Genomic DNA, 21,954 nt, shown 5'->3' on the forward strand with positions numbered 1-21,954 from the left:
CTTTGCAGATTTTCCTCGAATGCGGGCACAGCCAAGGCGTTCGCTGTGACCTCTTTGGAAGATTTTCCCCCAATGCGGGCGCAGCCAAGGCGTTCGTTGTGACCTCTTTGCAGATTTTCCTCGAATGCGGGCACAGCCAGGGCGTTCGCTGCGACCTCTTTGCAGATTTTCCTCGAATGCGGGCACAGCCAAGGCGTTCGCTGTGACCTTTTTGCAGATTTTCCTCGAATGCGGGCACAGCCAGGGCGTTCGCTGCGACCTCTTTGCAGATTTTCCTCGAATGCGGGCACAGCCAGGGCGTTCGCTGCGACCGAGACTTTCCCAAGAGAAAAAAAGCATACAATCGAGAGTGATTGCATGCTTCAAATTCCATTTTTTTATACCCTACTGAAATTGTTTCAGTTTCCTTTTCAATTTCTCTTCCATTTCTTTCAGTTTACTTTTTCCTTGATCAAGCTTGTCCTTCCATTTCTCTGCCTCATTTGTCATTTTATCATCAAAATCTTTTAATTTTTCCTTAATAGAACGATTATCTTGTTTTTCTTTTTCTTCTATATGTTGATTAATCGATTTTGTAGAAAATTTTTCACTTTCTATATAAGGAAGGCTCCCTGCCATCATACTGCGGAAAATGGGAACAACCACATCCCCGCTTGTCCCTTTTAAATAATGAGTTTGATCTGTGTAATCATATCCAAGCCACACAGCGCCTACTATATTTGGTGTGTAACCAACAAACCATTGGTCTTTCGTTCCATTTGAATCAAAAGATAACTGCGTAGACCCCGTTTTTCCAGCTATTTCATAACCATCTATTTTTGCCCCTTTGCCTGTCCCAGATTCGACAACATTTAATAACATGGATGTCATCTGTTCGGCTGTAAAAGCATCCATCACTCGAGTCTTTTTAGGATGGACTTCTACTTCTGCTTTTCCTGTAGGTCCAACGATTTTGGTAATAATATGGCTTTGAATACGTTGGCCCCCATTTGCAAAGGTAGAATAAGCTTCAGCCATTTGTTTTGGAGAATACCCAGTCTTCGTTCCACCAAGAGCAAGGCTTAGATTCTTATCTTCTTTTGAAACAGGCAGCCCGAATCTTTTGAGGGCATCGCTCCCCTTTTCTATCCCTATTTCATTTAAAAGCCAGACAGCCGGAACATTTAAAGAATCTTCTATAGCCTGGTACATGGGAACTTCTCCTAAATACTGATGATTCGCATTTTGCGGTTTATATCCATCAAAAGTAAGTGATTCTTCATCTTTTAAGATCGAATAAGCTGTATACCCAGCCTCGAGAGCAGGACTATACACCGCTAATGGTTTAATCGCGGAGCCTGGCTGTGCTGTTAGTTGTGTCGCCCGATTATACCCACGGAAAGTATGCTCCCCGCGCCCTCCTACAAGGGCCCTAATTCCGCCTGTTTTTGGATCAAGTAAAATAGCCCCACTTTGAGCTAAAGTTCCGTCTTGACTTACTGGAAAAAGAGCATCATTTGTGTACACATTTTCCAATGTGGATTGAAGATTTTGATCCATTTGTGTATAAATTTTATATCCCCTTGTTAAGATTTCATCTTGTGTAAGACCATATTGATTAATGGCTTCGTTTAATACAGCATCAACATAATATGGATATTTTCCTTTTAAAGGATCTTCCCCTTTATTGTCTAAAACGATTTTCTCTTGTAAGGCCTGATCCCTTTGTTCTTTCGTAATCATTCCATACTTTTCCATTTGCTTTAAAACGATATCACGCCTGTGTAAGGAGGCTTCCATATTTTTATAAGGATCTAACGCGGATGGTCGGTTAATAATCCCCGCTAACATCGCTGCCTCGCTGATCGTTATATCTGACACATCTTTTCCAAAATACGTCTTTGAAGCATTCTGGACTCCCCAACCGCCGCTTCCGAAAAACACTTGGTTCATATACATTTCTAAAATCTCATCTTTTGTAAATGTTTTCTCCAGTTTCACGGCAAGAAAGATTTCCTCTAATTTTCTCTTATATGTTCTTTCTGGCGATAACAAAGCCACTTTTGTTAATTGCTGTGTAATCGTACTACCACCCGCTGTTATTCTTCCAGCCTTTAAATTTGAAAAAAAGGCACGCATGATCCCCTTTACGTCGAAGCCATTATGTTCATGGAAGCGATGATCTTCAATCGCGATAATGGCATTCTGCAAGTAATCCGGTACGTGATCAATCGGTACACCTTCCATCCTGTTTGCAGATATTTTGCTCGCTTCATCTCCATCCTTATCATAAATAATGGTGGATTGAGATAATCCCTGTTTTAAGGCCTCTACATTGGTGGTGCTTGCAATCCAAGCAAAATAGCCGAGCCCTATTAAAATGGTCAATGATATGATTAATAGAAAAATTTGATTCAGATGAGCTCTTTTCCAGAATCTTTTCAAAGCATCCATGATTGATTTGATTGTATTCATTCCGATATCACCACTTTTTCTTCGACATTAACCAAATACACTATAATACTTTTAAATAAGATTATCCACAAAATTCTACTTATTCTTCTCTTTTTCATCATCCAGTATAGGAAAAAATTTCTGTTTGTTATTAAAGATGAATATAAAGCAATATGTGATAATATACATGAACCAATCAGTTTTTAGCTCATATTATCGAATTTCAGCTAATTATTGTAAATTATTGTAAAATATGAAAGGATATTAATAATCCGAACAGAAATGAATACAAAGAGAGGTGAGATCATGAAAAAAATTTTATCCTTTGTTCAGGCACAAAAACATTCTATTTTGACACAATGGAAGGAGAAAATGCTTCATACCCCGGATGAACTGTTGAACGAATGGATGGAGGATCGTATCCAGCTTATATTTGATATTTTCCTCCAAGCATTCACATTATCTGAACCAGAAAGAGAGGAATTTTTAAAAAAACGAGCGGAACAAGTATCAGAAAAAATGTATAATCCAGCCGTTATTAGTTTTTTTGTACAAAATATCAATCGCCTAAAAACAGAATTATTGGCCGTTCTGTCAAAATTACCGATAAAAGCAGAAGTTTCTCTTCCTTTCTGTTATAAATTCTCTTGCATTATTGATTCTTTTTTATTTTATACTTTAGATTATATATCGGAATCGGAAAGTTCCTTAAAAGAAGCAAAAAAGGAACATGAAGATCGATTAACCCTTTTGGGACAAATGACAGCTAGTTTTGTTCATGAATTTCGTAACCCCTTAACAACTGTACATGGATTTATTCAATTACTTCGTTCAGATAATCCAGATCTTCCCTACTTAGATATTATTCAAGGTGAATTAGATGATTTGAAATTAAAAATAACCCAATTTTTAATGCTTTCAAAAAAGGAAATAACGAATCAGGAGAAAACGGTTTTTTCCTTATCAGAATTATTTGATCCATTGCTGTCTTTTATTTATCCTAAAATTTTGGAATCAAATGTCCAACTAGAAACAAATATAAGTGGGAAATTATATATAAATGGGTATGCGGAAGAAATAAAGCAAGTGCTAATCAACATTATTTTTAATGCCATTGAGGCCATGACTTGCAAGGTTTCTCAACCAGTTATCAAAATAACCGGCCACCAAAAAGAAGAAGAAATTTATATAAAAATTGCTAATTCAGGTCCTAAAATACCTGAAAATATCGTTCAAACGATTTTTGATCCTTTTGTCACAACAAAAGATGACGGAACTGGACTTGGACTATATGTATGTAAAGAAATCATTAACAAGCATCAGGGAAAGTTAATTTGTACTTCTGACGAAAAATGGACAGAATTTACCATTATTCTCCCCATTCACAAAAAAAAAACAGTGATTTTCCCTTTACAAAATCAGTGGAGAGAAGATTCTCTCCACTTTCCTGTTTTTCCAATCATTGTTCTGCAGCATCGTATTGAATGGTTTCCTTTTTTCCTTTGTTAGATCATAGAGTCAAAGTAGGTTTTATATTTTCTTTTATAGCCAAGCTGCTCCAACAATGATTAACAGGATGAATAAAACGACAATTAGCGCAAAACCACCGCCATAGCCATAGCCACCGCCGCCGGCATAACCGCCGTAGCCGCAGCATCCGCCGAAGCCCATAGTCTCACCCCCTGATCAGGATTAGAGTGATATCACCCTTGCACCATATACTATTCAAAACTTCAAAAAGATGTATGGACACTGAAGAGTTTTTTTGCCTTTATTGAATTTTAATTGTTATACTTAAAAATATGAAAGGAGTTCTTAACATTGAAATCACTTGTCTTGGCAGAGAAACCTAGTGTTGCACGAGATCTTGCTCGTGTGTTAGGTTGTACGCAAAAACATAAAACGTATATGGAAGGCCCCAAATATATTGTCACATGGGCACTAGGCCATTTAATTGAATTAAAAATGCCGGAGGATTATGATCAAAAATATAAAACTTGGAAAATGGAGGATTTACCGATTATTCCAGACAAAATGGGGTTAAAAATCATTCGACAAACCGCCCCCCAATTTAAAGGAATCCAACAGCTTGTGAAGCGAAAAGATCTAGGGGAACTTATTATTGCAACAGATGCCGGACGCGAAGGCGAGCTTGTAGCAAGATGGATTATCGAAAAAATTCATTGGAAAAAGCCGATTAAACGACTATGGATTTCTTCACAAACAGATCGAGCCATCAAAGAAGGGTTTAAACAACTAAAACCAGCTGAACAATATGATTCCCTATATGAATCTGCCGTTTGCCGTTCAGAAGCCGATTGGTTGATTGGATTGAATGTGACTCGTGCTCTTACGACAAAATATGATGATCCCCTTTCAGCCGGAAGGGTACAAACACCGACATTATCGATGATTTTAGATCGGGAAAAACAAATTCAAGCTTTTGTCCCGAAGGAATATTGGACCATTCAAGCTAAAATTGGCCTTTTAAATGCGACTTGGCACCAAAAGGGAGAACGGAGAATTTTTAATGAAGCAAGAGCGAATGAGATCATCGATAAAATTGAAAATCAACAAGCCGAGGTCGCTTTCGTTCAGCGGAAAGAGAAAAGCGAACAACAGCCGCTACCGTATGATTTAACCGAATTACAACGTGATGCCAATCGCCGGTTTGGATTTTCGGCTAAAAAAACACTGAATGTCCTGCAAAATTTATATGAACAACATAAACTAGTCACATACCCTAGGACAGATTCACGCTATTTAACAACTGATTTGGAAAATACGATGTCAGATCGCTTACAAGCCCTGCTTTCTTCCTTTAAAGATATCGTCCAACCCGTGATAAAAGGGAAAGTGTTAGCGAAAAGAGTCTTTAATAATGAAAAAGTGACGGATCACCATGCGTTGATCCCAACAGATGAACGGCCAAAATTAGGGTCACTTTCCACTGATGAAAGAAAATTATATGAACTGATTGTCCAACGATTTTTAGCTCTTTTTTATCCAAAATATCGCTATGAGACGATTCAAGTGGAGTTCCAGGTTGCCGGTCACACTTTATCCGCTCATGAGTCCATTGTACGTGATTCCGGCTTTAAAATCGTGACAGGAAAAGAAGATGAGAATGCAAGAGAAGGACAAATGGGGAATTTGAAAAAAGGGATGACCTTTTCTGTCTCTAATACGAAATTGGAGAAAAAACTAACCGAACCACCCGCACGATTTACAGAAGCAGATTTGCTCGCAAAAATGGAGGAGTACGGATTAGGTACACCTGCCACACGAGCTGATATTATCGAAAAATTGCTCGGTTCTGGATCGATCGATCGTCAAAATAATCATCTTCATCCAACGCCAAAAGGAAAACAATTGATTGACTTGGTGAATGATGAATTGAAATCGCCAAAGCTGACAGCCAAATGGGAAGCTGAATTAGAAGCCATTGCACGTGGCAAAGGAAAGGCAGATCAATTCTTACAAAAAATCCGTCAACAAACGAAACAGCTTGTTGCTGAAGTAAAAACAAGTGAGAAAAAATATAAGGCACATAATTTAACGGGAACAAAATGCCCTGAATGTGGTTCCTTCATGAAAGAGGTAAAAGGTCGTGACGGGAGGATGCTCGTCTGTTCCAACAGGGAATGCCAATTTCGCAAACGAAAGGATCCGAAGCTGTCCAATCGCCGCTGCCCACAATGTCATAAAAAAATGGAAATCCATAATGGGAAAGCCGGTACCTATTTTCAGTGTAGAAACTGCAATCTTGTAGAAAAAGCGAATAAGCAGAAAAAGGCTGTTACAAAGAGGGAAGAAAAACAATTACTAAAAAAATACACAAAGGATGAAGGCTTTGGAAACAGCATGGCGGATGCATTGAAAGCAGCGCTAAAGGATGAAAAATAGAAATTGTTATGTGCAGATAGAAGCAGCAACCGGCGTTGCTGCTTCTATTATTTCAAGATTCGGTTCGTTCATACCGGAAGATGTTCAAGAAAATTACGGCCCGCAAATCCTTTCACGTCTTCCTCTGAATAATATTTCAAAAGTTCATTGATTAAATCTTGATGTTTAGAGGCGTTTTCTAATCCAATAATATATTCATCAATCCCGTCAAAATCAGAACCCAAACCAATTTGCTTGACACCGCCAAGAGAACAAAAATGATCAATATGCCGAAGTAAATCCGCGATCGTTGCGGTGTTTTTACTCGATGTAAACGCTGGATGGTAGACCACATGAATGATTCCGTTTTTTTGGAATAAAGCAAGTGCTTGCTGGTCAGTTAAATTTCTCCGATGCGGGCAAATCGATTTTGAATTAGAGTGACTAGCAATCGGGTAGTCAGCTAGTTCCATAACCTCCCAGAACCCCTTCTCCGCTAAATGAGAAACATCTGTCAATACGTGGTATGTATTATTCAGTGCGACGATTTCTTTACCAAATGACGTCAGTCCAGCACCTCTTGGCTCTCCCACCCCATCTGCCGCTAAATTGGCAAAATTCCACGTTAAACCAACCGAACGTACACCTAAATGATATAAAATTCTCAGTTTATGCAAATCATTCCCGATACAGTCTACTCCTTCCAATGTTAGGATTGCTCCAATTTCATGGGCTTGAAGCGAGTAAATCGATTCCCAATCTTTTATATGTTTCATTTCTTCGTTTCTGCCTATCACTTCTGTGTAAAAATAATCAACTTGATCCAAAGCCACTTGAAACTGTTCTTCCGCCTTCAACTCTGGAGGAATAAAAATAGCGAAACATTGAATTTTTACCTTCCCTTTTTTCAATCGTTCTAGGTTTGTATCTAACTTCTCCTCATCTCGAAAAGAAAGGTCCCCCTTCCCTTCCCATAATTTTAACAAGGCATCACAATGTAAATCGATAATGTTCATCTGAATTCTCCTCTCTGTTTATGAAATAAACACACCTGTCAAGGTGTGCCTTGTTAGTAAAGTGCGTGTTCAAAAAGGAGGATAAAAAGGACCCGTCGGCTTAGGGCGCTGACGTCCTGTCAGCAACGCCGACACTAGCACGTCCTGTGCGTCGAAAGTTCGAGGCGGCGTAGTTTCGAGCAACGGAATGTATGCTTTTAAATACATGAGTAGCATAGAAACAAGCCAACGAAGAAATTCGCTTATGTCTTTTTACCGGACTTTTTGAACATCCTATTAAAGGAATTTCCTTTGGATATTTCTTCCGTTATAACTAAATAATACCGGTCTTTCTTCCACTGCAGTCTCCATATGAACCGGTCTCCCCCAGAGTTGATATATATAGGGTAACACCTTTTCCAAATAATTTAAATCTAATTCCACATCTTCGTACCAATGTTTTAAATATAATTCCCCACTTTTTAAATAATCACCATCATTCACAGTAATATAGGGGAAACCGCCATTCACTCTCATATTGACAAGTTGGTCGCGAACCTCCGTCCATTCTTTATCGACAACTTTATAATCCCTACCACGCTTTTGAAATAAATACATATCCTCACGATAAACTAATTCCTTCGTTAAATAATTCCGGATAAAAGAAATATCTGACTCAATCTGACGGACTTCAAAAATTTTCTCTCGCCCGGAATTTTCTTTGATCCCTTGTTCTTTCATTTCCTCGTCTGGATGATTATAACGTTCTTCAATATCTTCAAAAATTTTTAAACCCAGATAATACGGATTAATATTTGTTTTAGATGGCTGAATCACACTTGCATTTAATTTCGCAAATTCGATCGCTTCTTCACTTGTTAAATCCAATTCTCTCAAAATCCGCTGATGCCAATAAGAAGCCCATCCTTCATTCATGATTTTTGTTTCTAATTGCGGCCAGAAATAAAGCATTTCTTCCCGAACCATCGTCATAATATCCCGTTGCCAGTCTTCCAATTCTCTACTATATTGTTCGATAAAAAGCATTATATCCTTCTCAGGCTGTGGTGGAAACGACTTCTTCACCTTTTTTCTTCTTGGTTTATCTTGATCCCCTTCATCTAATGACCAAAGATCATCATACTCTGTTCTTTGAGCGGAAATTTCCTCCCACTCCGTATCCTCATTTTGCCCATTTAATTTTGGCCGCAGAAGCGAAGGGTCGATATGTTCTTCAATGGACAGTACAGCATCCAGAAATTCCTCCACTTCTTTCTTTCCATATTCAATTTCATATTGTCGGACACGTTCCGCTGTTGCAGCCATACTCTCCACCATATCACGTTTTGTATTCTGAAATCGCGCATTATTTTTAAAAAAGTCACAATGGGCTAATACATGCGCAACAATCAATTTATTCTGGATAAGTGAATTAGTATCAAGCAAAAATGCGTAACAAGGGTTGGAATTAATCACGAGCTCATAAATTTTACTTAATCCAAGGTCATATTGTAGTTTCATCTTAAAAAATTGTTTTCCAAAGCTCCAATGAGAAAACCTTGTTGGCATTCCGTATGCACCAAATGTATAAATAATTTCGGCTGGGCAAATTTCATAGCGCATCGGATAAAAATCAAGACCAAATCCCTTCGCAATCTCCGTAATTTCACTAATCGCATATTCTAATGCTTTGGCTTCTGATTTCATCACGGCTCCCTCCCTTACACAATTGTATGAAAAAAAAGGGAGTTTCATGAAAAGGAAGTTCGAAAAGTAAGGATCATGGAAGAATAGAGGATAAACGGCTAAAGACGCCTTCGCCGTTCTGCCCAACATCCTGTTGGCCTAAGTTCGCGACAACAATCGCCACGCCTTTGTGACCTGCGTCCTGCAGATCTATCATTACTTTTCCCCAAACAAATTTTACCAATATAACGGATTCCCTTTCACCAACTAAATTGTCAACTTTTACAAAGGAATGCTCTAGAGGTCATTGCAAATAATAGGAGTAACTCCAAAAGGAGGGTTTAACTTATGGACATATTGGATTACGATCGAGCATTGTATTACACCAATCGTTCTGAATGGGACAATTTGCTGATACTGATGGTTCGAACGAAAGATCAGATATTGTCCAAAAAAATTGAGTACTTTTTGCATGCGTATCAATATTCAAAGGACTATACAGTCATTGAGCGAAAATTATACGCATTGCTCCGCTATATCGATCATGCCAATGGAGTTATGGGTTATATACCCCAGCAGGAAAGTGAGCCTGTTCTCCTCGTATAAAGTAAATAGCTGTTCGGCAATATGTCGGACAGCTATTTTCCAGGTAGCATAAGGTTCGTACTGATTTTCACATACATTTCAAGCTCTTTCACCATTTCCTCCACTAATTTCCGAGGTTCTTCCCATAATTTATTTCCATCATAATCAAAACAATCGGGATCGAGAATAATCTGTTTTGGGATGACATTCGCATAGAAGCCACGCATGACGATTCTCATATTATTTAAACAATTCATCCCACCTTTTCCTCCACCTGCTGTTGCTATTAAGGCTACCGGTTTATGAGCTAATTCTTCCCTTGATAAATAATCAAGTGTATTTTTCAATGCTCCACTCATTCCGCCATGATATTCAGGGGAAATGAGAATGATACCATCAGCCATTTTCATTTTTTCTTTAAAAGAAACCACCTCAGGCAATTGCCACTGCTCTTGTTCGCCTGTTAATAAAGGCAGTTTTATCTCACCAATATCTATATAGTGGAATTGATATTCTTTGGCAATAAAACGAGTGATAAATTCTGTCCTTCCACCTCTTGGCATACCTCCATTAATGATAAGTATATCCATTTGATTCTCTCCTTAAATTCTCAGATGCCAATAATTATCAAGGTTTAGCAAAGCCATATTTGACTGCGTATAAGGCAGCTTGAGTTCGGTCTGCTACATTGAGCTTGATAAAAATATTTGATACATGGGTTTTTACTGTTTTTTCCGTAATATTTAAATAAGCCCCAATTTCTTTGTTGCTTTTTCCTTTCGCTATTTCCTTTAATACTTGCTTTTCTCTAATCGTTAATCCTGAGATCAGATTATTCACATGATTGGCTTGGTTCATCTGATTCATCAGTAAATTGGTTGCTTTTGGATGAAGGGTATTCTCTCCATCCATTAATTTTCGAATCGAGTGAACCAAAGCATCTGGTTCAATGTCCTTCAATTGATATCCCGAAGCTCCTGCTTCAATAGCGGGAATGACATGGTCCTGATCCGCAAAACTTGTAAGGATTAAAATCTCTGTTTCCGGCCTGATTCTTTTAATTTGAATGGTTGCATCAATACCGTCCATCACAGGCATGACAAGATCCATTAAAACGACATCGGGTTTAAGTTCAACGGTAAGCGCAACGGCTTCTTTCCCATTTTTCGCTTCTCCAACGATTTGAATATCTTTTTGTGTTTGTAGAAAAAAGACAAGTCCTCTTCTCACAACATGATGATCATCTGCAATCAAGACTTGAATGGTCACTTTCATCCCCCCTAATAAGGCAGTTCTACGACAATGGATGTCCCTTGTGTTGGTGCGCTATTCAATGTAAAAAAGCCACCTAGTGACTCCACTCGCTCTTGCATACCCTCAATTCCTAATGATGGGAGTGTTTGCTCTTTTTCATATTTAAAGCCACATCCGTTGTCAGAAATAGTCAAACAAACAAGACCACGTTTTACAAGAATCGAAACCGATACATCTTTCTGTCCTGAATGACGTTTACAGTTATTAAGGGCTTCCTGACTAACCCGCCATAAGGTCTCCTCCACTTGTGATGGCAAGGATAATACGCCTGCCAGCCTTGTATCCACCTTTAAGCCTAACATCTCCCCATAACCTTTAATCGCCTGCACAAGTCCCTTTTCGAGTCCACTCGGTTTTAGTTGCCAGATAAGAGCGCGCATTTCTGTTTGGGCCTCTTGTGAGAGGTTTTGAATATGTTGAAAGGTGTTTTTCGTATCGGTATCTGTTGTCATCTCTACGCCACCTCTTGCCGTAAGAGAAAGAGAAAATAATAATTGATTCACCGAATCATGCAAATCGCGAGCAAGTCGATTTCTCTCTTCAATAAGAGCGATTTCCTGTTCCTTCTTTGTCAGTCGAATCCGTTTGATCGCTGAACCAATTTGAAGGGCGACAGATTCTAATAAAGCCAGTTCATCACGGCTAAATTCTCTCTTTCCTGGTGCAGCAACATTTAATAACCCAAACATTTCATCTCCCAATTGAAGAGGAATGGTGGCATGAAAGGCAATATTATTGGTTTCGCCTTGCTTATGTTTTATCGCTGTTTCAATTCTCCGACATTCGATAATATTAGAAGCTTTTGTCAATGTTCCTTTTTTATATCCATCCATACACCAACAACTTCCTTTTTTCAATGGCTCACAATCGTTTTTTGAAAGGGCTGGAGGCAAATGCTCAGTCGCTTCCACTGTATGCCGTCCATCCTTATCTATTAAAAAAATCCACCCAGTGGTAACCCCTGTAACTTTCAAAAGCTTTTGCAATACTCCTGACAAAAGCGGAGAGATTTCCGTCCCTTCATTTAACAATTCGGCAATTTCTTTTAAAATGCGTAAATTGGAGTGAGTATCAAGTTGCTTTGACACAAAAATCACCCTATCTTTTTCACTCTATTATATTATATAAGTACGTCTTATCAACATTCATTCACTATTCGTATGAATCTCCACTACAACTTTAGTATGAAAAGGGAAGTTCCAGAGACAAAAAAAGGCTGTTTCCAATACGAATTGATCGTCCTTCTGGAAAACAACCTTTTTTAAATTAAATGATATATAGATTTGTTGGTTTTGCATAGATACTACAAGCATCGCTATGCTTTGTACTATTCTTCTCCAGAAAATTTTGATAAGAAAAAGGGAAAAACAAACCGGATTGCGTAAGAATATCCACATTTTTATTAAATAAATTCTGATGTTTCAATAAATCATGGTTTTGGGGGGATAGATCTAATATCGAAATAATCACTTCCAAGCTTGTAATCGCTCGGAAAGCAACATCCAATGTATAAAGAGGATGTTCCTTTTCCTCTGGAAAATGTAAGACCTTCCATTCCATGTATTGAGCGATTTCATAATCCGTAAAATAACGTGGAAATGCGGATTGATAAATATAACGGATCAACTCATCCAATTTATTGACTTGTTCTTCGGTCGAAGCCACGATTACTTTCATTGTTTTTAAAACCCCGCCTTTTTTTGATCTTTTATATAGGATAACATACAAAGACCTCCTAATAACTTGGAAAAATCAAGTAACCTAAAAGGAGAAACAGGTCACTACTGAAAAAATCATTTTTGGAAATATCATCATCTCCACCCGCTCATTTAAAAATTGTAAGGCGTTTCAAAAATAAGATCATTGCAAATTACGACAAAATCTTTTATCTTTTCCGGCTTTTGCGGTAAAATAATAACGTTTGATCATGATTATGGAGGAGACAAAATGGCTTTTAAAAATAAAAAGGATAAATTTGCAGCTTTACTTGAACAGATCGCAGCGAATTTGAAGGAAAGCTCGAATTATTTTGCCGAATACAAATTAAATACGATCGAGGATACGGAAATTTTTTCTGCCAAAATGAAGGAATACGAATCAATCGGGGATGACTATGTGCACAAAATCATTACAGAATTAAATAATTCCTTTATCACCCCGATCGAAAGGGAAGATATTCTCGCTTTATCGATGATCATGGACGATGTACTCGATGGGATGGAAAATACAGCGGCTCTCTTCCACATGTACAATATTATCCAAGCCGATGATTATATGTATCAATTTGTACAAGCCATCGGCAAATGTGTGAATGAAATCGAATTATGTATTGGTTTAGTCTTCAGTAAGAAATTACCAGATGTACGTCCCCATGCCATCAAAATTAAAGAATACGAATCCCACTGCGATGATGTTTTAAGGGAGAGCATTAAGCATTTATTTACCGTTGAATCGGATCCTATTCAATTAATTAAGATTAAGGAAATATATGAAAATTTGGAGCAAATTGCCGACAGTTGCCAAGGTGTGGCCAATACACTTGAAAGTATTGTCATGAAAAATGCTTAAGGGAGTTTACAACCATGATTGATTCAGTCCTGCTTGTAACAATTTTTATTGTTATGCTCGCTTTAATCTTTGATTTTATAAACGGTTTTCATGATACGGCAAATGCGATTGCTACATCTGTCTCTACTAAAGCTCTGCCACCACGCATAGCGATTGCAATGGCCGCTCTCATGAATTTCCTTGGAGCCTTAACCTTTACAGGTGTGGCTCAAACGATAACGAAAGATATTGTCGATCCCTTCACATTGGATAATGGCTCTTTGGTGTTAATGGCTGCTTTACTTTCCTCCATTGTTTGGAATTTAATTACTTGGTATTTTGGCATACCAAGTAGTTCTTCTCATGCTCTTATTGGATCGATTGCAGGTGCAACGATCATTTCTGCTGGAATTCACGCGATCAAATACGGAGGATTTATTAAAATTATCGAAGCATTAATCCTGTCTCCCATTATTGCATTTGTGATTGGCTATACCATATATTCGATTTTTAAAATTATCTTTAAGAATCTAAATTTACCAAAAACGAATAAACGATTCCGTTATTTTCAAATTTTTACGGCTGCCTTGCAATCTTACACACATGGAACGAATGACGCTCAGAAATCGATGGGAATTATCACGATGGCCTTAATGGCGAATAATTTTCATACAACCGATAATATTCCTTTCTGGGTGCAATTATCCTGTGCTACCGCAATGGCGTTAGGAACGTCGATTGGTGGCTGGAAAATTATTAAAACAGTTGGTGGGAAAATTATGAAAATTCGTCCTGTCAATGGGGTTGCTGCTGACTTAAGCTCAGCTCTTATTATTTTTGGTGCAACGTATATCCATTTGCCAGTTAGTACTACCCATGTTATATCTTCTTCGATTTTAGGCGTTGGAGCTTCCCATAGAGTAAAGGGAGTGAAATGGGATACAGCGAAACGAATGCTAATTACATGGGTCATTACCCTACCGATCAGCGCCCTTCTTGCTGCTTTTATTTATTTTATTTTAAATTTATTTGTTTAAGATTCTTATACATTATATAATAGAAGGAAATGTACAATCGCGGATTGAATTTATATTCTCAATGTAATTCTATGGTTTTAGCCTTAAACTGTTCTTTAATAGGATGTTCAAAAAGTCCGGTAAAAATGACACTTCGAATTTCTTTGTTGGCTTGCTTTTCCGCTGCTCATGTATTTAAAAGCATACATTCCGCTGCTCAAAGCTACGCCGCCTCGAACTTCTTGGTCCTTTTTATCCTCCTTTTTGAACTCGATCTTTAATAAGGGAGATGCTTATGGGCGCGATTATTCTATTCGATGGGGAATGTCATTTCTGTAATAGAAGTGTTCAATTTACGATTAAACGTGATCCTGCTGGCTATTTTCAATTTTCATCGTTACAGGGGAATTATGGGAAGAAGTTATTAGCAGATAATCAACTTAATGATGACGTAGATAGTATGATTCTTATTGAAGACGGAAAGTTTTATTGCAAAAGCACAGCGGCCTTAAGAATCTGTAAACACTTAAAGGGATTATGGCCGCTTGCTTATCTTTTTATTGTGATCCCTACTCCTATTCGTAATCTTGTTTACGATTTTATTGCAAAAAATCGCTATAAATGGTTTGGGAAAGCGGAAAGTTGCATGCTCCCTTCCCCAGGAATTCGGAAACGATTTTTAACCTAGTTTTCACAGAAAAAGCGGAACCGCCAGTTTCTAATCACTAAAGGCGGTCCCGCTTTTCTTACGGAATAGGAAAGTATAAATTTTGGCTAATGTTTGGATCTAGCTCCAGCGCCTAGCCCCTCGAGGTCAAATAACCTGAGACAATAAAAGTCAAAACCGGACTTTTCTTGTCTCAGAACATTTGCTTGTCGGGGCTGACCAAGGCGCTTGCGCTTTTCTTACTACACACTTAATAATGTTTTATCATCGACTAGTTTTTCTCCGCGAATTCGCTGGAATTCTGCCATTAATTTATCGATTGTCAGCGTTGGTTTCGTTTCTTCATCCACTTCCAAAATAATTTGGCCCTTATCCATCATGATTAGACGATTGCCAAGATCTAGCGCCTGTTGCATATTATGAGTCACCATAAGCGTCGTTAAACGATTTTTTTCGACTAGCTGTTTGGTCAAATTGGTGATTAATTCCGCTCTTGAAGGATCCAATGCAGCAGTATGCTCATCTAATAAAAGAATCGCTGGTTGGGTAAAGGTTGCCATTAACAAGGATAGCGCTTGACGCTCCCCACCAGACAATAATCCAACCTTGGCATTCAAGCGATTTTCTAAATTTAAATGAAGGGATGCTAAAGATTCGCGAAAGAATGCTTTTCTTTGCTTATCTACACCTTTTCTCAGTCCTCTTTTTTTGTTGCGAGAATAAGCCATCGCCAAATTCTCTTCGATTGTCATCGAAGGTGCTGTCCCGGCCATTGGGTCTTGAAAAACTCTGCCAATCAATTTGGAACGCCTAAACTCAGCTAATTTCGTCACATTTTTACCCTGAATCCAAACTTCGCCCATATCAGGTGAAAGGGCTCCAGAAACCATATTCATCAAAGTTGATTTTCCCGCCCCATTACTACCGATAATCGTCACGAAATCGCCCGCCTGCAATTCCAAATTAATTTGATCAAGGGCGATTTTTTCATCTGGTGTTGCCTCATTAAAAACTTTATTAATCTGTGCCAGTTTGAGCAACTGAATTCTCCCCCTTTCCAAGGGATTTGTTCATTGCCGCCATTCTTTCCGCATGCCGTTTTGCTTTTCGCTTCTTTTCTCTTCTTTTTTCAAAAAATTGCGGAATGATTAATGCTAAAATGACAATGACCGCTGTAATTAATTTCATATCACCTGTATCCAAAATTTCAACTCGAAGAGCGAGTCCGAGGATCATTCGATAAATCACAGCCCCCGCCACAACCGCCATCGTTGTTCTCATTAACGTTTTTGTACCAAAAATCGCTTCGCCAATAATAACAGAAGCAAGGCCGATAATGATCATCCCAATTCCCATCCCAACATCTGAGCTTTTGGAATATTGGGCAAAAAGCGCACCTGAGAATGCAACAAGGGCATTGGAAAGGCCTAAACCAAAAATAATTAAATAATCTGTATTAGCCGAGAAACTCTTTATCATTTTTTTATTATCACCAGTCGCCCGGATCGCAAGACCGATTTCCGTTTGCAATAACCAATCTGTAAAAAATTTAAAAACCAATGTAATTAGGATCATTAACAAAAGAATTCCCCATGTGGAAGGGAGAAATTTGACACCCATGCTAGACAGCAAACCATTTAACGTATCATCAATTCCTAATGGACTCCAAAGTTCAACAAATTTTGTAAAAATTGTTTCCTCATTCATTAACGGAATATTAGGTCGACTGACGGAACTCTCTGTCGTCAAGCCCATAATCCGTAGATTAATAGAATAGAGGGCAATCATCATTAATATTCCGGAAAGAAGGGCATTTATTTTCCCTTTTGTATGCAAAAGCCCTGTTAAACATCCAGCCAAAAAGCCAGCTACTAAGGCCAATCCTGTCGCTATGAACGGATTATAGCCTAACACGACCATTGCAGCGGCAACGGATGCTCCTGTGACGAAGCTTCCATCAACCGTTAAATCCGGAAAATCAAGCACTCGAAAGGAGAGATAAACCCCGAGAGCCATAATCGCATAGATGATTCCTTGTTCAACGGAGCCAAACAGTGCTGCAAACATTCAAAATCAGCTCCTATCTATTCAAGTTCTGCCTTCCATTCATCTTTGATATCTAAACCGATGGTTTCGGCAGTCTCTTGATTCACAACAAGTTTCAAATTTGGCGGATATTGTACAGGTAATTCCCCTGGCTCTGCTTCCCCTTTTAGGATTTTTATCGCCATTTCTCCCGCTTCATAACCAATATCGGTATATTCGAACCCATAAGCGGCTAATCCACCTCTTCGTACAGAATCAATTTCCCCAACCATTAAAGGCAATTTATTCTCATTCGCAACAGTGATGACCGACTCAAGTGCCGATACGACCGTATTATCGGTAATAATATAAAGAGAATCAACTTTTCCAATTAATGATTCTGTTGCCTGTTTCACATCAGCAGAAGTAGCGACAGTAACCTCTTCAATTCCTATATCAGAGTCCAGCTCTTTCGCTGCTTTTTTCGCAATATCTACTTGTGCACGTGAATTTTGTTCTCCCGCGTTATAAACCATGCCAACTTTCTTCATTCCTAGCTCTTCAGCCAAAAATGTAATTGTATTTGTAATCGCATCAGGATGCATGTCAACGGTTCCTGTGACATTTCCACCCGGGTTCTCATTTGATTCAACTAATTCTGCCCCAACCGCATCTGTTACAGAAGTAAAGACGATAGGAATATCTTTTGTTGCACTCGCTACCGCTTGTGCGCTAGGAGTAGCATTAGCAAAAATAAGATCGACATCCGAATTGATTAAATCAGACGCAATTGTTGTGTTGGTACCGCTATCTCCATTAGCATTTTTTTCCACATACTTAACATTAAGTCCTGAGTCATCCATCGCTTTTTTAAACCCATCATACGCTGCATTTAAGGATGGATGTTCCACATACTGAGTCACACCAATTTTGTACGTTTTCTTTGCGTTCTCGTTTTTTTCTTCTCCTTGATCAGCCTTCCCACCACTTGTGTCTGGTGTTGATGATGTCTGACCACATCCAGTCAAAACAAACCCGATCAACAAAGCCAGCATCGCTATTTTTTTCCAACTACTATTCATACTTTTTCCCCCTATATTCTTTTAAACTATTCATTTTAAATTTCCCCAATATGTTATGTAATCGTACACAAACGATCCCATTTAGTCAATAGATCAACGCGGTAAAGCAAAGAAAATCCCGAAATTTTCTCGGGATTTTCTTTGCTTTCAATCATACAGGTTGGTGATTCGGTTCTTTTTTAAAAAAACTTTTCATCGCATGGAAAACATCCGCTTTATCTTTTAGCACATAATAATAAAACTTCTCGTTTTTTATATGTTTATAGACAGACATAAGCGTGGAGTTCCGCTGATATTGATTGACTTCCCCATATCCAAACATATTTGCCTTTTCCATAATTTCATTGACCAAGCGAATGCATCTTGCGTTATCAGAGGTTAAGTTATCGCCATCTGAAAAGTGAAAAGGGTAAATATTATAGCGCACTGGGTCATACTTTTCATTGATAAGCTCTAAAGCTTTTTTATAAACAGAGGAACAAATCGTTCCCCCACTTTCCCCTTTGGAAAAGAACTCTTCTTCTGTCACAACCTTTGCTTCTGTATGATGAGCAATAAATTCAATGGTGACAGATTCATACTTTGTTCGAAGAAAACGGGTCATCCAGAAGAAAAAACTTCGAGCCATATACTTTTCCCAAATTCCCATCGAACCACTCGTATCCATCATGGCTAAAATAACCGCATTGGATTCAGGCTTTTGAATTTCATTCCAAGTTTTAAATTTTAAATCCTCTGGATAAATCGGATGGAAACTGGGGCTTCCTTTTATCGCATTTCGCTTGAAAGCTGATAGCATTGTTCTCTTTTTGTCAATATTGCCCATTAAACCTGTTTTTCTTATATCATTATATTCTATATCAGTAATTTGATTAAGATCCTGTTCTTTTCTTTGTAAATTGGGTAATTCTAATTCTTTAAATAGGGCTTCCTCTAAATCCATCATGGAGACTTCTGCTTCGTAATAATCCTCTCCCGCTGTATCACCTGCTCCTTGACCTTTCCCTGGCCCTTTCTGCGTATTTTGGCCTCTGGCAACAATATCACCTACTTGGCTATCTCCGTCACCCTGCCCCACATGTTTATTCTTATCGTAATTATAGCGTATTTTATATTCATCCAATGACCGAATCGGTATTTTCACAACATCCCGCCCATCGGACATGATAATACTTTCTTCCGTTATTAGATCTGGCAAATTCTTCCGAATCGCATCTTGGACCTTTTCCTGATGTCGCATTTGATCATCATAGCCTTTTCGATGGAGGGACCAATCTTCCTGTGATATCACAAACTGGCGGTGTTCTGACTCCGTCATTTTTTCACCCTCCTTCAAACTTATTCACCATTTCTAACGGTCAACATATAATAAGATGGTGATATTTTAGCTGGTTTGCTTTGTTGATACTTTATCCTATGCAAGAAAAACAAGATATTTACAAACTTTTTTAAATTTGGACAAATTTAGGGGTTCGACAAGATGAACACTTTTCCAATTATTTTCGGATCCCAAAAACGCTCCCTTCGATTAGCAGCAAAGGTTGCCTTCTATGTGAGGGCAACCTTTGCATTGTGTAAAGAATGAACCTTATCGATTTAACAAACTTCCGACATATCTTAATAATTCATTCGCAGAAGTGGAATTATAGCCATGTTCATCAATCAATCTTGCCACAACCTCATTGATTTTCTTTAATTGTTGTTCATCAGGAGTCTTTGCAGAGGTCGTAATTTTCACAACATCTTTTAGGTCTGCAAATAGTTTTTTCTGGATGGCTTCCCGAAGTCTTGCATGGGAACGATAATCGAAGCTTTTTCCTTTTCGAGCTAAGGCCGATATCCGAATCAAAATTTCCTCTCTAAACGCTTTTTTCGCATTTTCTGAAACGCCGATTTGTTCTTCAATCGACCTCATTAGTTTTTCATCTGGATTGATTTCATCCCCTGTTAATGGATCTCGCAATTTCACTTTATTGCAATAGGCTTCAACATTATCAAGATAATTATCCATTAATGTCTTCGCTGACTCCTCATAAGAGTAGACAAATGCTTTTTGAACCTCTTTTTTGGCAATATCATCGTATTCTTTTCTTGCTAAAGAAATATGATTCAAATAGACTTCCTTGCGTTCATTCGTAATAGATGGATGCTGATCGAGTCCTTCTTTTAAGGATCGTAATACATCCAAGGCATTAATCGAAGTAATCCCCTTGCGAATAATCGTGGAAGAAATCCGATTGATCACATAACGTGGATCAATGCCGCTCATGCCCTCTTCTTGAAATTCATTTTTCATTTCATCTACATCTGCAGAATTAAAACCCTCTACATTTTCTCCATCATACAGTCGCATCTTCTTGATAACGTCTACATCACCTCTTTTGGTGTCCTTTAATCTTGTTAAAATCGTGAACATTGCTGCGACTCGTAAAGTATGGGGAGCAATATGGACATCATCCGCCACATCACTCTCTCGAATCATCTTTTCATAAATGCGCTCTTCCTCCGAAACCTTTAGGTTATAAGGAACGGGCATAACAATAATCCGCGAATGCAGCGCTTCATTCTTTTTATTAGCAATAAAAGAGCGATACTCTGTTTCATTCGTATGGGCGACAATCAATTCGTCTGCACTAATAAGTGCAAATCTCCCTGCTTTGAAGTTTCCCTCCTGTGTAAGAGATAATAAATGCCATAAAAATTTCTCATCACATTTTAACATCTCTTGAAATTCCATTAATCCTCGATTGGCTTTATTCAGTTCTCCATCAAAACGGTAGGCTCTTGGATCGGATTCTGAACCATACTCAGCAATCGTGGAAAAATCGATACTACCCGTTAGGTCTGCAATATCCTGAGATTTCGGATCTGAAGGACTAAAGGTACCAATTCCAGTCCTTTTGTCTTCTGAGAAAAAGATTCGTTCAATGATGACATCTTCAATTCGTCCACCATATTCTTCCTCAAGTCGCAATGAATTTAACGGCGATAAATGCCCCTCAATTTTAATTTTATATTGCTTATAAAAGTCATCCCTTAAGTGGACTGGGATGAGATGTAAGGGATCTTCATGCATGGGGCAGCCTTTAATCGCGTAAACCGCTCCATTGTCGGTTCTCGTATACGCCTCCAAACCTCTTTTCAGCATTGTGACAAGTGTTGACTTTCCGCCGCTTACAGGCCCCATTAATAAAAGAATTCTTTTTCGCACATCCAATCGTTTAGCGGATGGATGGAAATACTCCTCGACTAATTTTTCCAATGCCTCTTCTAATCCAAATAATTCTGTATTAAAAAATTTATACACCCTTCTGCCATTTTTCTCCTCTACACCTGCATCTTTAATCATATTGTATATGCGTGAATGGGCAGATTGGGCGATCCACGGCTTTTCCTCTAATAGCTGCAAATATTCAGCAAAGGTCCCTTCCCATTTCAAATTTTCCTCTTGTGATCGGTATTGTTCAATCCTTTTTAAAATATCCATATAAACCTCCCCAGTAGGTGTGATGAGAGATGATTATTTCATTCTATGCGAATGGACAACTAAACATGATACTTTCCCCCGGTGAGCGCAGTTTGTACATACATTCTTTTGCAAATACCATACTACTGGTTATGCTTTCTTAGGTGGAAAGGGTACTACTTAACGCTAGAGGATTTCGAGAAAGGATAGATCAGTCCTCAAGTATGGAATTGTGAAGAATTGATTAAATATG

Annotated in this window: 19 protein-coding genes; 6 read left to right on the forward strand and 13 right to left on the reverse strand. The window is 38.4% G+C overall.

Features of this window, described 5'->3' with window-relative positions; all coding sequences use genetic code 11:
- Nucleotides 1-384: 384 nt before the first annotated feature.
- Nucleotides 385-2,454: a transglycosylase domain-containing protein gene (locus tag MUB24_RS05790; RefSeq protein WP_244702261.1), complete on the reverse strand. Its 2,070-nt coding sequence runs from the start codon at nt 2,452-2,454 to the stop codon at nt 385-387.
- Nucleotides 2,455-2,739: 285 nt separating this feature from the next.
- On the opposite strand from MUB24_RS05790, the gene MUB24_RS05795 reads away from it, so the two are divergent.
- Nucleotides 2,740-3,942 carry a sensor histidine kinase gene (locus MUB24_RS05795; protein WP_244702263.1) on the forward strand — a complete coding sequence of 401 codons (1,203 nt, stop codon included), beginning with the start codon at nt 2,740-2,742 and terminating at the stop codon, nt 3,940-3,942.
- A 33-nt stretch (nt 3,943-3,975) separates the two neighbouring features.
- Here MUB24_RS05795 and MUB24_RS05800 read toward each other — a convergent pair whose 3' ends face one another.
- Entirely contained in the window at nt 3,976-4,104 is a 129-nt protein-coding gene (locus tag MUB24_RS05800; RefSeq protein ID WP_244702265.1) for a YjcZ family sporulation protein, read from the reverse strand.
- Nucleotides 4,105-4,254: 150 nt separating this feature from the next.
- Between MUB24_RS05800 and MUB24_RS05805 the strand changes: the two genes are divergently transcribed.
- Nucleotides 4,255-6,339 (forward strand): DNA topoisomerase III, encoded by a 2,085-nt coding sequence (locus tag MUB24_RS05805; RefSeq protein ID WP_244702267.1) that lies wholly within the window; start codon nt 4,255-4,257, stop codon nt 6,337-6,339.
- Between the two features lie 68 nt (nt 6,340-6,407).
- Here the strand turns inward: MUB24_RS05805 and MUB24_RS05810 are convergent, their stop codons facing one another.
- Nucleotides 6,408-7,334, reverse strand: coding sequence for a dipeptidase (locus MUB24_RS05810; protein WP_244702268.1), 927 nt, complete (start codon nt 7,332-7,334; stop codon nt 6,408-6,410).
- A gap of 276 nt (nt 7,335-7,610) precedes the next feature.
- A complete protein-coding gene (locus MUB24_RS05815) occupies nt 7,611-9,020 on the reverse strand; it encodes a SpoVR family protein (RefSeq protein ID WP_280516885.1) in 1,410 nt (469 codons plus the stop codon).
- Nucleotides 9,021-9,347: 327 nt separating this feature from the next.
- On the opposite strand from MUB24_RS05815, the gene MUB24_RS05820 reads away from it, so the two are divergent.
- Nucleotides 9,348-9,605 (forward strand): YhdB family protein, encoded by a 258-nt coding sequence (locus tag MUB24_RS05820; RefSeq protein ID WP_244702270.1) that lies wholly within the window; start codon nt 9,348-9,350, stop codon nt 9,603-9,605.
- 32 nt (nt 9,606-9,637) lie between these two features.
- Here the strand turns inward: MUB24_RS05820 and MUB24_RS05825 are convergent, their stop codons facing one another.
- The 4 genes from MUB24_RS05825 to MUB24_RS05840 all read right to left on the reverse strand — a co-directional run bounded on the left by MUB24_RS05825 (nt 9,638) and on the right by MUB24_RS05840 (nt 12,575).
- Nucleotides 9,638-10,174: an NADPH-dependent FMN reductase gene (locus MUB24_RS05825; RefSeq protein ID WP_244702271.1), complete on the reverse strand. Its 537-nt coding sequence runs from the start codon at nt 10,172-10,174 to the stop codon at nt 9,638-9,640.
- A 37-nt stretch (nt 10,175-10,211) separates the two neighbouring features.
- Nucleotides 10,212-10,853, reverse strand: coding sequence for a response regulator (locus MUB24_RS05830; protein WP_244702272.1), 642 nt, complete (start codon nt 10,851-10,853; stop codon nt 10,212-10,214).
- Between the two features lie 11 nt (nt 10,854-10,864).
- A complete protein-coding gene (locus MUB24_RS05835; protein ID WP_244702273.1) occupies nt 10,865-11,986 on the reverse strand; it encodes a GAF domain-containing sensor histidine kinase in 1,122 nt (373 codons plus the stop codon).
- Between the two features lie 178 nt (nt 11,987-12,164).
- Nucleotides 12,165-12,575, reverse strand: coding sequence for a DUF5365 family protein (locus MUB24_RS05840; protein WP_244702274.1), 411 nt, complete (start codon nt 12,573-12,575; stop codon nt 12,165-12,167).
- A 270-nt stretch (nt 12,576-12,845) separates the two neighbouring features.
- Here MUB24_RS05840 and MUB24_RS05845 point away from each other — a divergent pair, with 270 nt between their 5' ends.
- The 3 genes from MUB24_RS05845 to MUB24_RS05855 all read left to right on the forward strand — a co-directional run bounded on the left by MUB24_RS05845 (nt 12,846) and on the right by MUB24_RS05855 (nt 15,149).
- Nucleotides 12,846-13,466, forward strand: coding sequence for a DUF47 domain-containing protein (locus MUB24_RS05845; protein ID WP_244702276.1), 621 nt, complete (start codon nt 12,846-12,848; stop codon nt 13,464-13,466).
- Between the two features lie 14 nt (nt 13,467-13,480).
- Nucleotides 13,481-14,482: an inorganic phosphate transporter gene (locus MUB24_RS05850; protein WP_280516886.1), complete on the forward strand. Its 1,002-nt coding sequence runs from the start codon at nt 13,481-13,483 to the stop codon at nt 14,480-14,482.
- A 274-nt stretch (nt 14,483-14,756) separates the two neighbouring features.
- Nucleotides 14,757-15,149 (forward strand): thiol-disulfide oxidoreductase DCC family protein, encoded by a 393-nt coding sequence (locus MUB24_RS05855; protein ID WP_244702278.1) that lies wholly within the window; start codon nt 14,757-14,759, stop codon nt 15,147-15,149.
- A gap of 221 nt (nt 15,150-15,370) precedes the next feature.
- Here the strand turns inward: MUB24_RS05855 and MUB24_RS05860 are convergent, their stop codons facing one another.
- The 5 genes from MUB24_RS05860 to MUB24_RS05880 all read right to left on the reverse strand — a co-directional run bounded on the left by MUB24_RS05860 (nt 15,371) and on the right by MUB24_RS05880 (nt 21,722).
- Nucleotides 15,371-16,168: an ABC transporter ATP-binding protein gene (locus MUB24_RS05860; protein ID WP_244702280.1), complete on the reverse strand. Its 798-nt coding sequence runs from the start codon at nt 16,166-16,168 to the stop codon at nt 15,371-15,373.
- Nucleotides 16,146-17,195, reverse strand: coding sequence for an ABC transporter permease (locus MUB24_RS05865; protein ID WP_244702282.1), 1,050 nt, complete (start codon nt 17,193-17,195; stop codon nt 16,146-16,148). The genes MUB24_RS05860 and MUB24_RS05865 overlap by 23 nt, the downstream gene beginning before the upstream one ends.
- 17 nt (nt 17,196-17,212) lie before the next feature.
- Nucleotides 17,213-18,235 carry an ABC transporter substrate-binding protein gene (locus MUB24_RS05870; protein ID WP_244702284.1) on the reverse strand — a complete coding sequence of 341 codons (1,023 nt, stop codon included), beginning with the start codon at nt 18,233-18,235 and terminating at the stop codon, nt 17,213-17,215.
- A 151-nt stretch (nt 18,236-18,386) separates the two neighbouring features.
- Nucleotides 18,387-19,553: a sporulation protein YhbH gene (yhbH, locus tag MUB24_RS05875; RefSeq protein WP_244702286.1), complete on the reverse strand. Its 1,167-nt coding sequence runs from the start codon at nt 19,551-19,553 to the stop codon at nt 18,387-18,389.
- A gap of 270 nt (nt 19,554-19,823) precedes the next feature.
- Entirely contained in the window at nt 19,824-21,722 is a 1,899-nt protein-coding gene (locus tag MUB24_RS05880; protein ID WP_244702287.1) for a PrkA family serine protein kinase, read from the reverse strand.
- Between the last annotated feature and the right edge of the window lie 232 nt (nt 21,723-21,954).

Origin of the sequence: Lederbergia sp. NSJ-179 (assembly GCF_022867885.1) — a bacterium.
In the GTDB taxonomy this organism is placed as follows: domain Bacteria; phylum Bacillota; class Bacilli; order Bacillales; family Bacillaceae_C; genus Lederbergia.

Bases quoted from the DNA above. Each gene is read 5' to 3' on its own strand.
- MUB24_RS05790 (WP_244702261.1), bottom strand. From the start codon at position 2,454: ATGAATACAATCAAATCAATCATGGATGCTTTGAAAAGATTCTGGAAA.
- MUB24_RS05795 (WP_244702263.1), top strand. From the start codon at position 2,740: ATGAAAAAAATTTTATCCTTTGTTCAGGCACAAAAACATTCTATTTTG.
- MUB24_RS05800 (WP_244702265.1), bottom strand. From the start codon at position 4,104: ATGGGCTTCGGCGGATGCTGCGGCTACGGCGGTTATGCCGGCGGCGGT.
- MUB24_RS05810 (WP_244702268.1), bottom strand. From the start codon at position 7,334: ATGAACATTATCGATTTACATTGTGATGCCTTGTTAAAATTATGGGAA.
- MUB24_RS05815 (WP_280516885.1), bottom strand. From the start codon at position 9,020: ATGAAATCAGAAGCCAAAGCATTAGAATATGCGATTAGTGAAATTACG.
- MUB24_RS05820 (WP_244702270.1), top strand. From the start codon at position 9,348: ATGGACATATTGGATTACGATCGAGCATTGTATTACACCAATCGTTCT.
- MUB24_RS05825 (WP_244702271.1), bottom strand. From the start codon at position 10,174: ATGGATATACTTATCATTAATGGAGGTATGCCAAGAGGTGGAAGGACA.
- MUB24_RS05840 (WP_244702274.1), bottom strand. From the start codon at position 12,575: ATGAAAGTAATCGTGGCTTCGACCGAAGAACAAGTCAATAAATTGGAT.
- MUB24_RS05845 (WP_244702276.1), top strand. From the start codon at position 12,846: ATGGCTTTTAAAAATAAAAAGGATAAATTTGCAGCTTTACTTGAACAG.
- MUB24_RS05850 (WP_280516886.1), top strand. From the start codon at position 13,481: ATGATTGATTCAGTCCTGCTTGTAACAATTTTTATTGTTATGCTCGCT.
- MUB24_RS05855 (WP_244702278.1), top strand. From the start codon at position 14,757: ATGGGCGCGATTATTCTATTCGATGGGGAATGTCATTTCTGTAATAGA.
- MUB24_RS05865 (WP_244702282.1), bottom strand. From the start codon at position 17,195: ATGTTTGCAGCACTGTTTGGCTCCGTTGAACAAGGAATCATCTATGCG.
- MUB24_RS05870 (WP_244702284.1), bottom strand. From the start codon at position 18,235: ATGAATAGTAGTTGGAAAAAAATAGCGATGCTGGCTTTGTTGATCGGG.
- yhbH (WP_244702286.1), bottom strand. From the start codon at position 19,553: ATGACGGAGTCAGAACACCGCCAGTTTGTGATATCACAGGAAGATTGG.
- MUB24_RS05880 (WP_244702287.1), bottom strand. From the start codon at position 21,722: ATGGATATTTTAAAAAGGATTGAACAATACCGATCACAAGAGGAAAAT.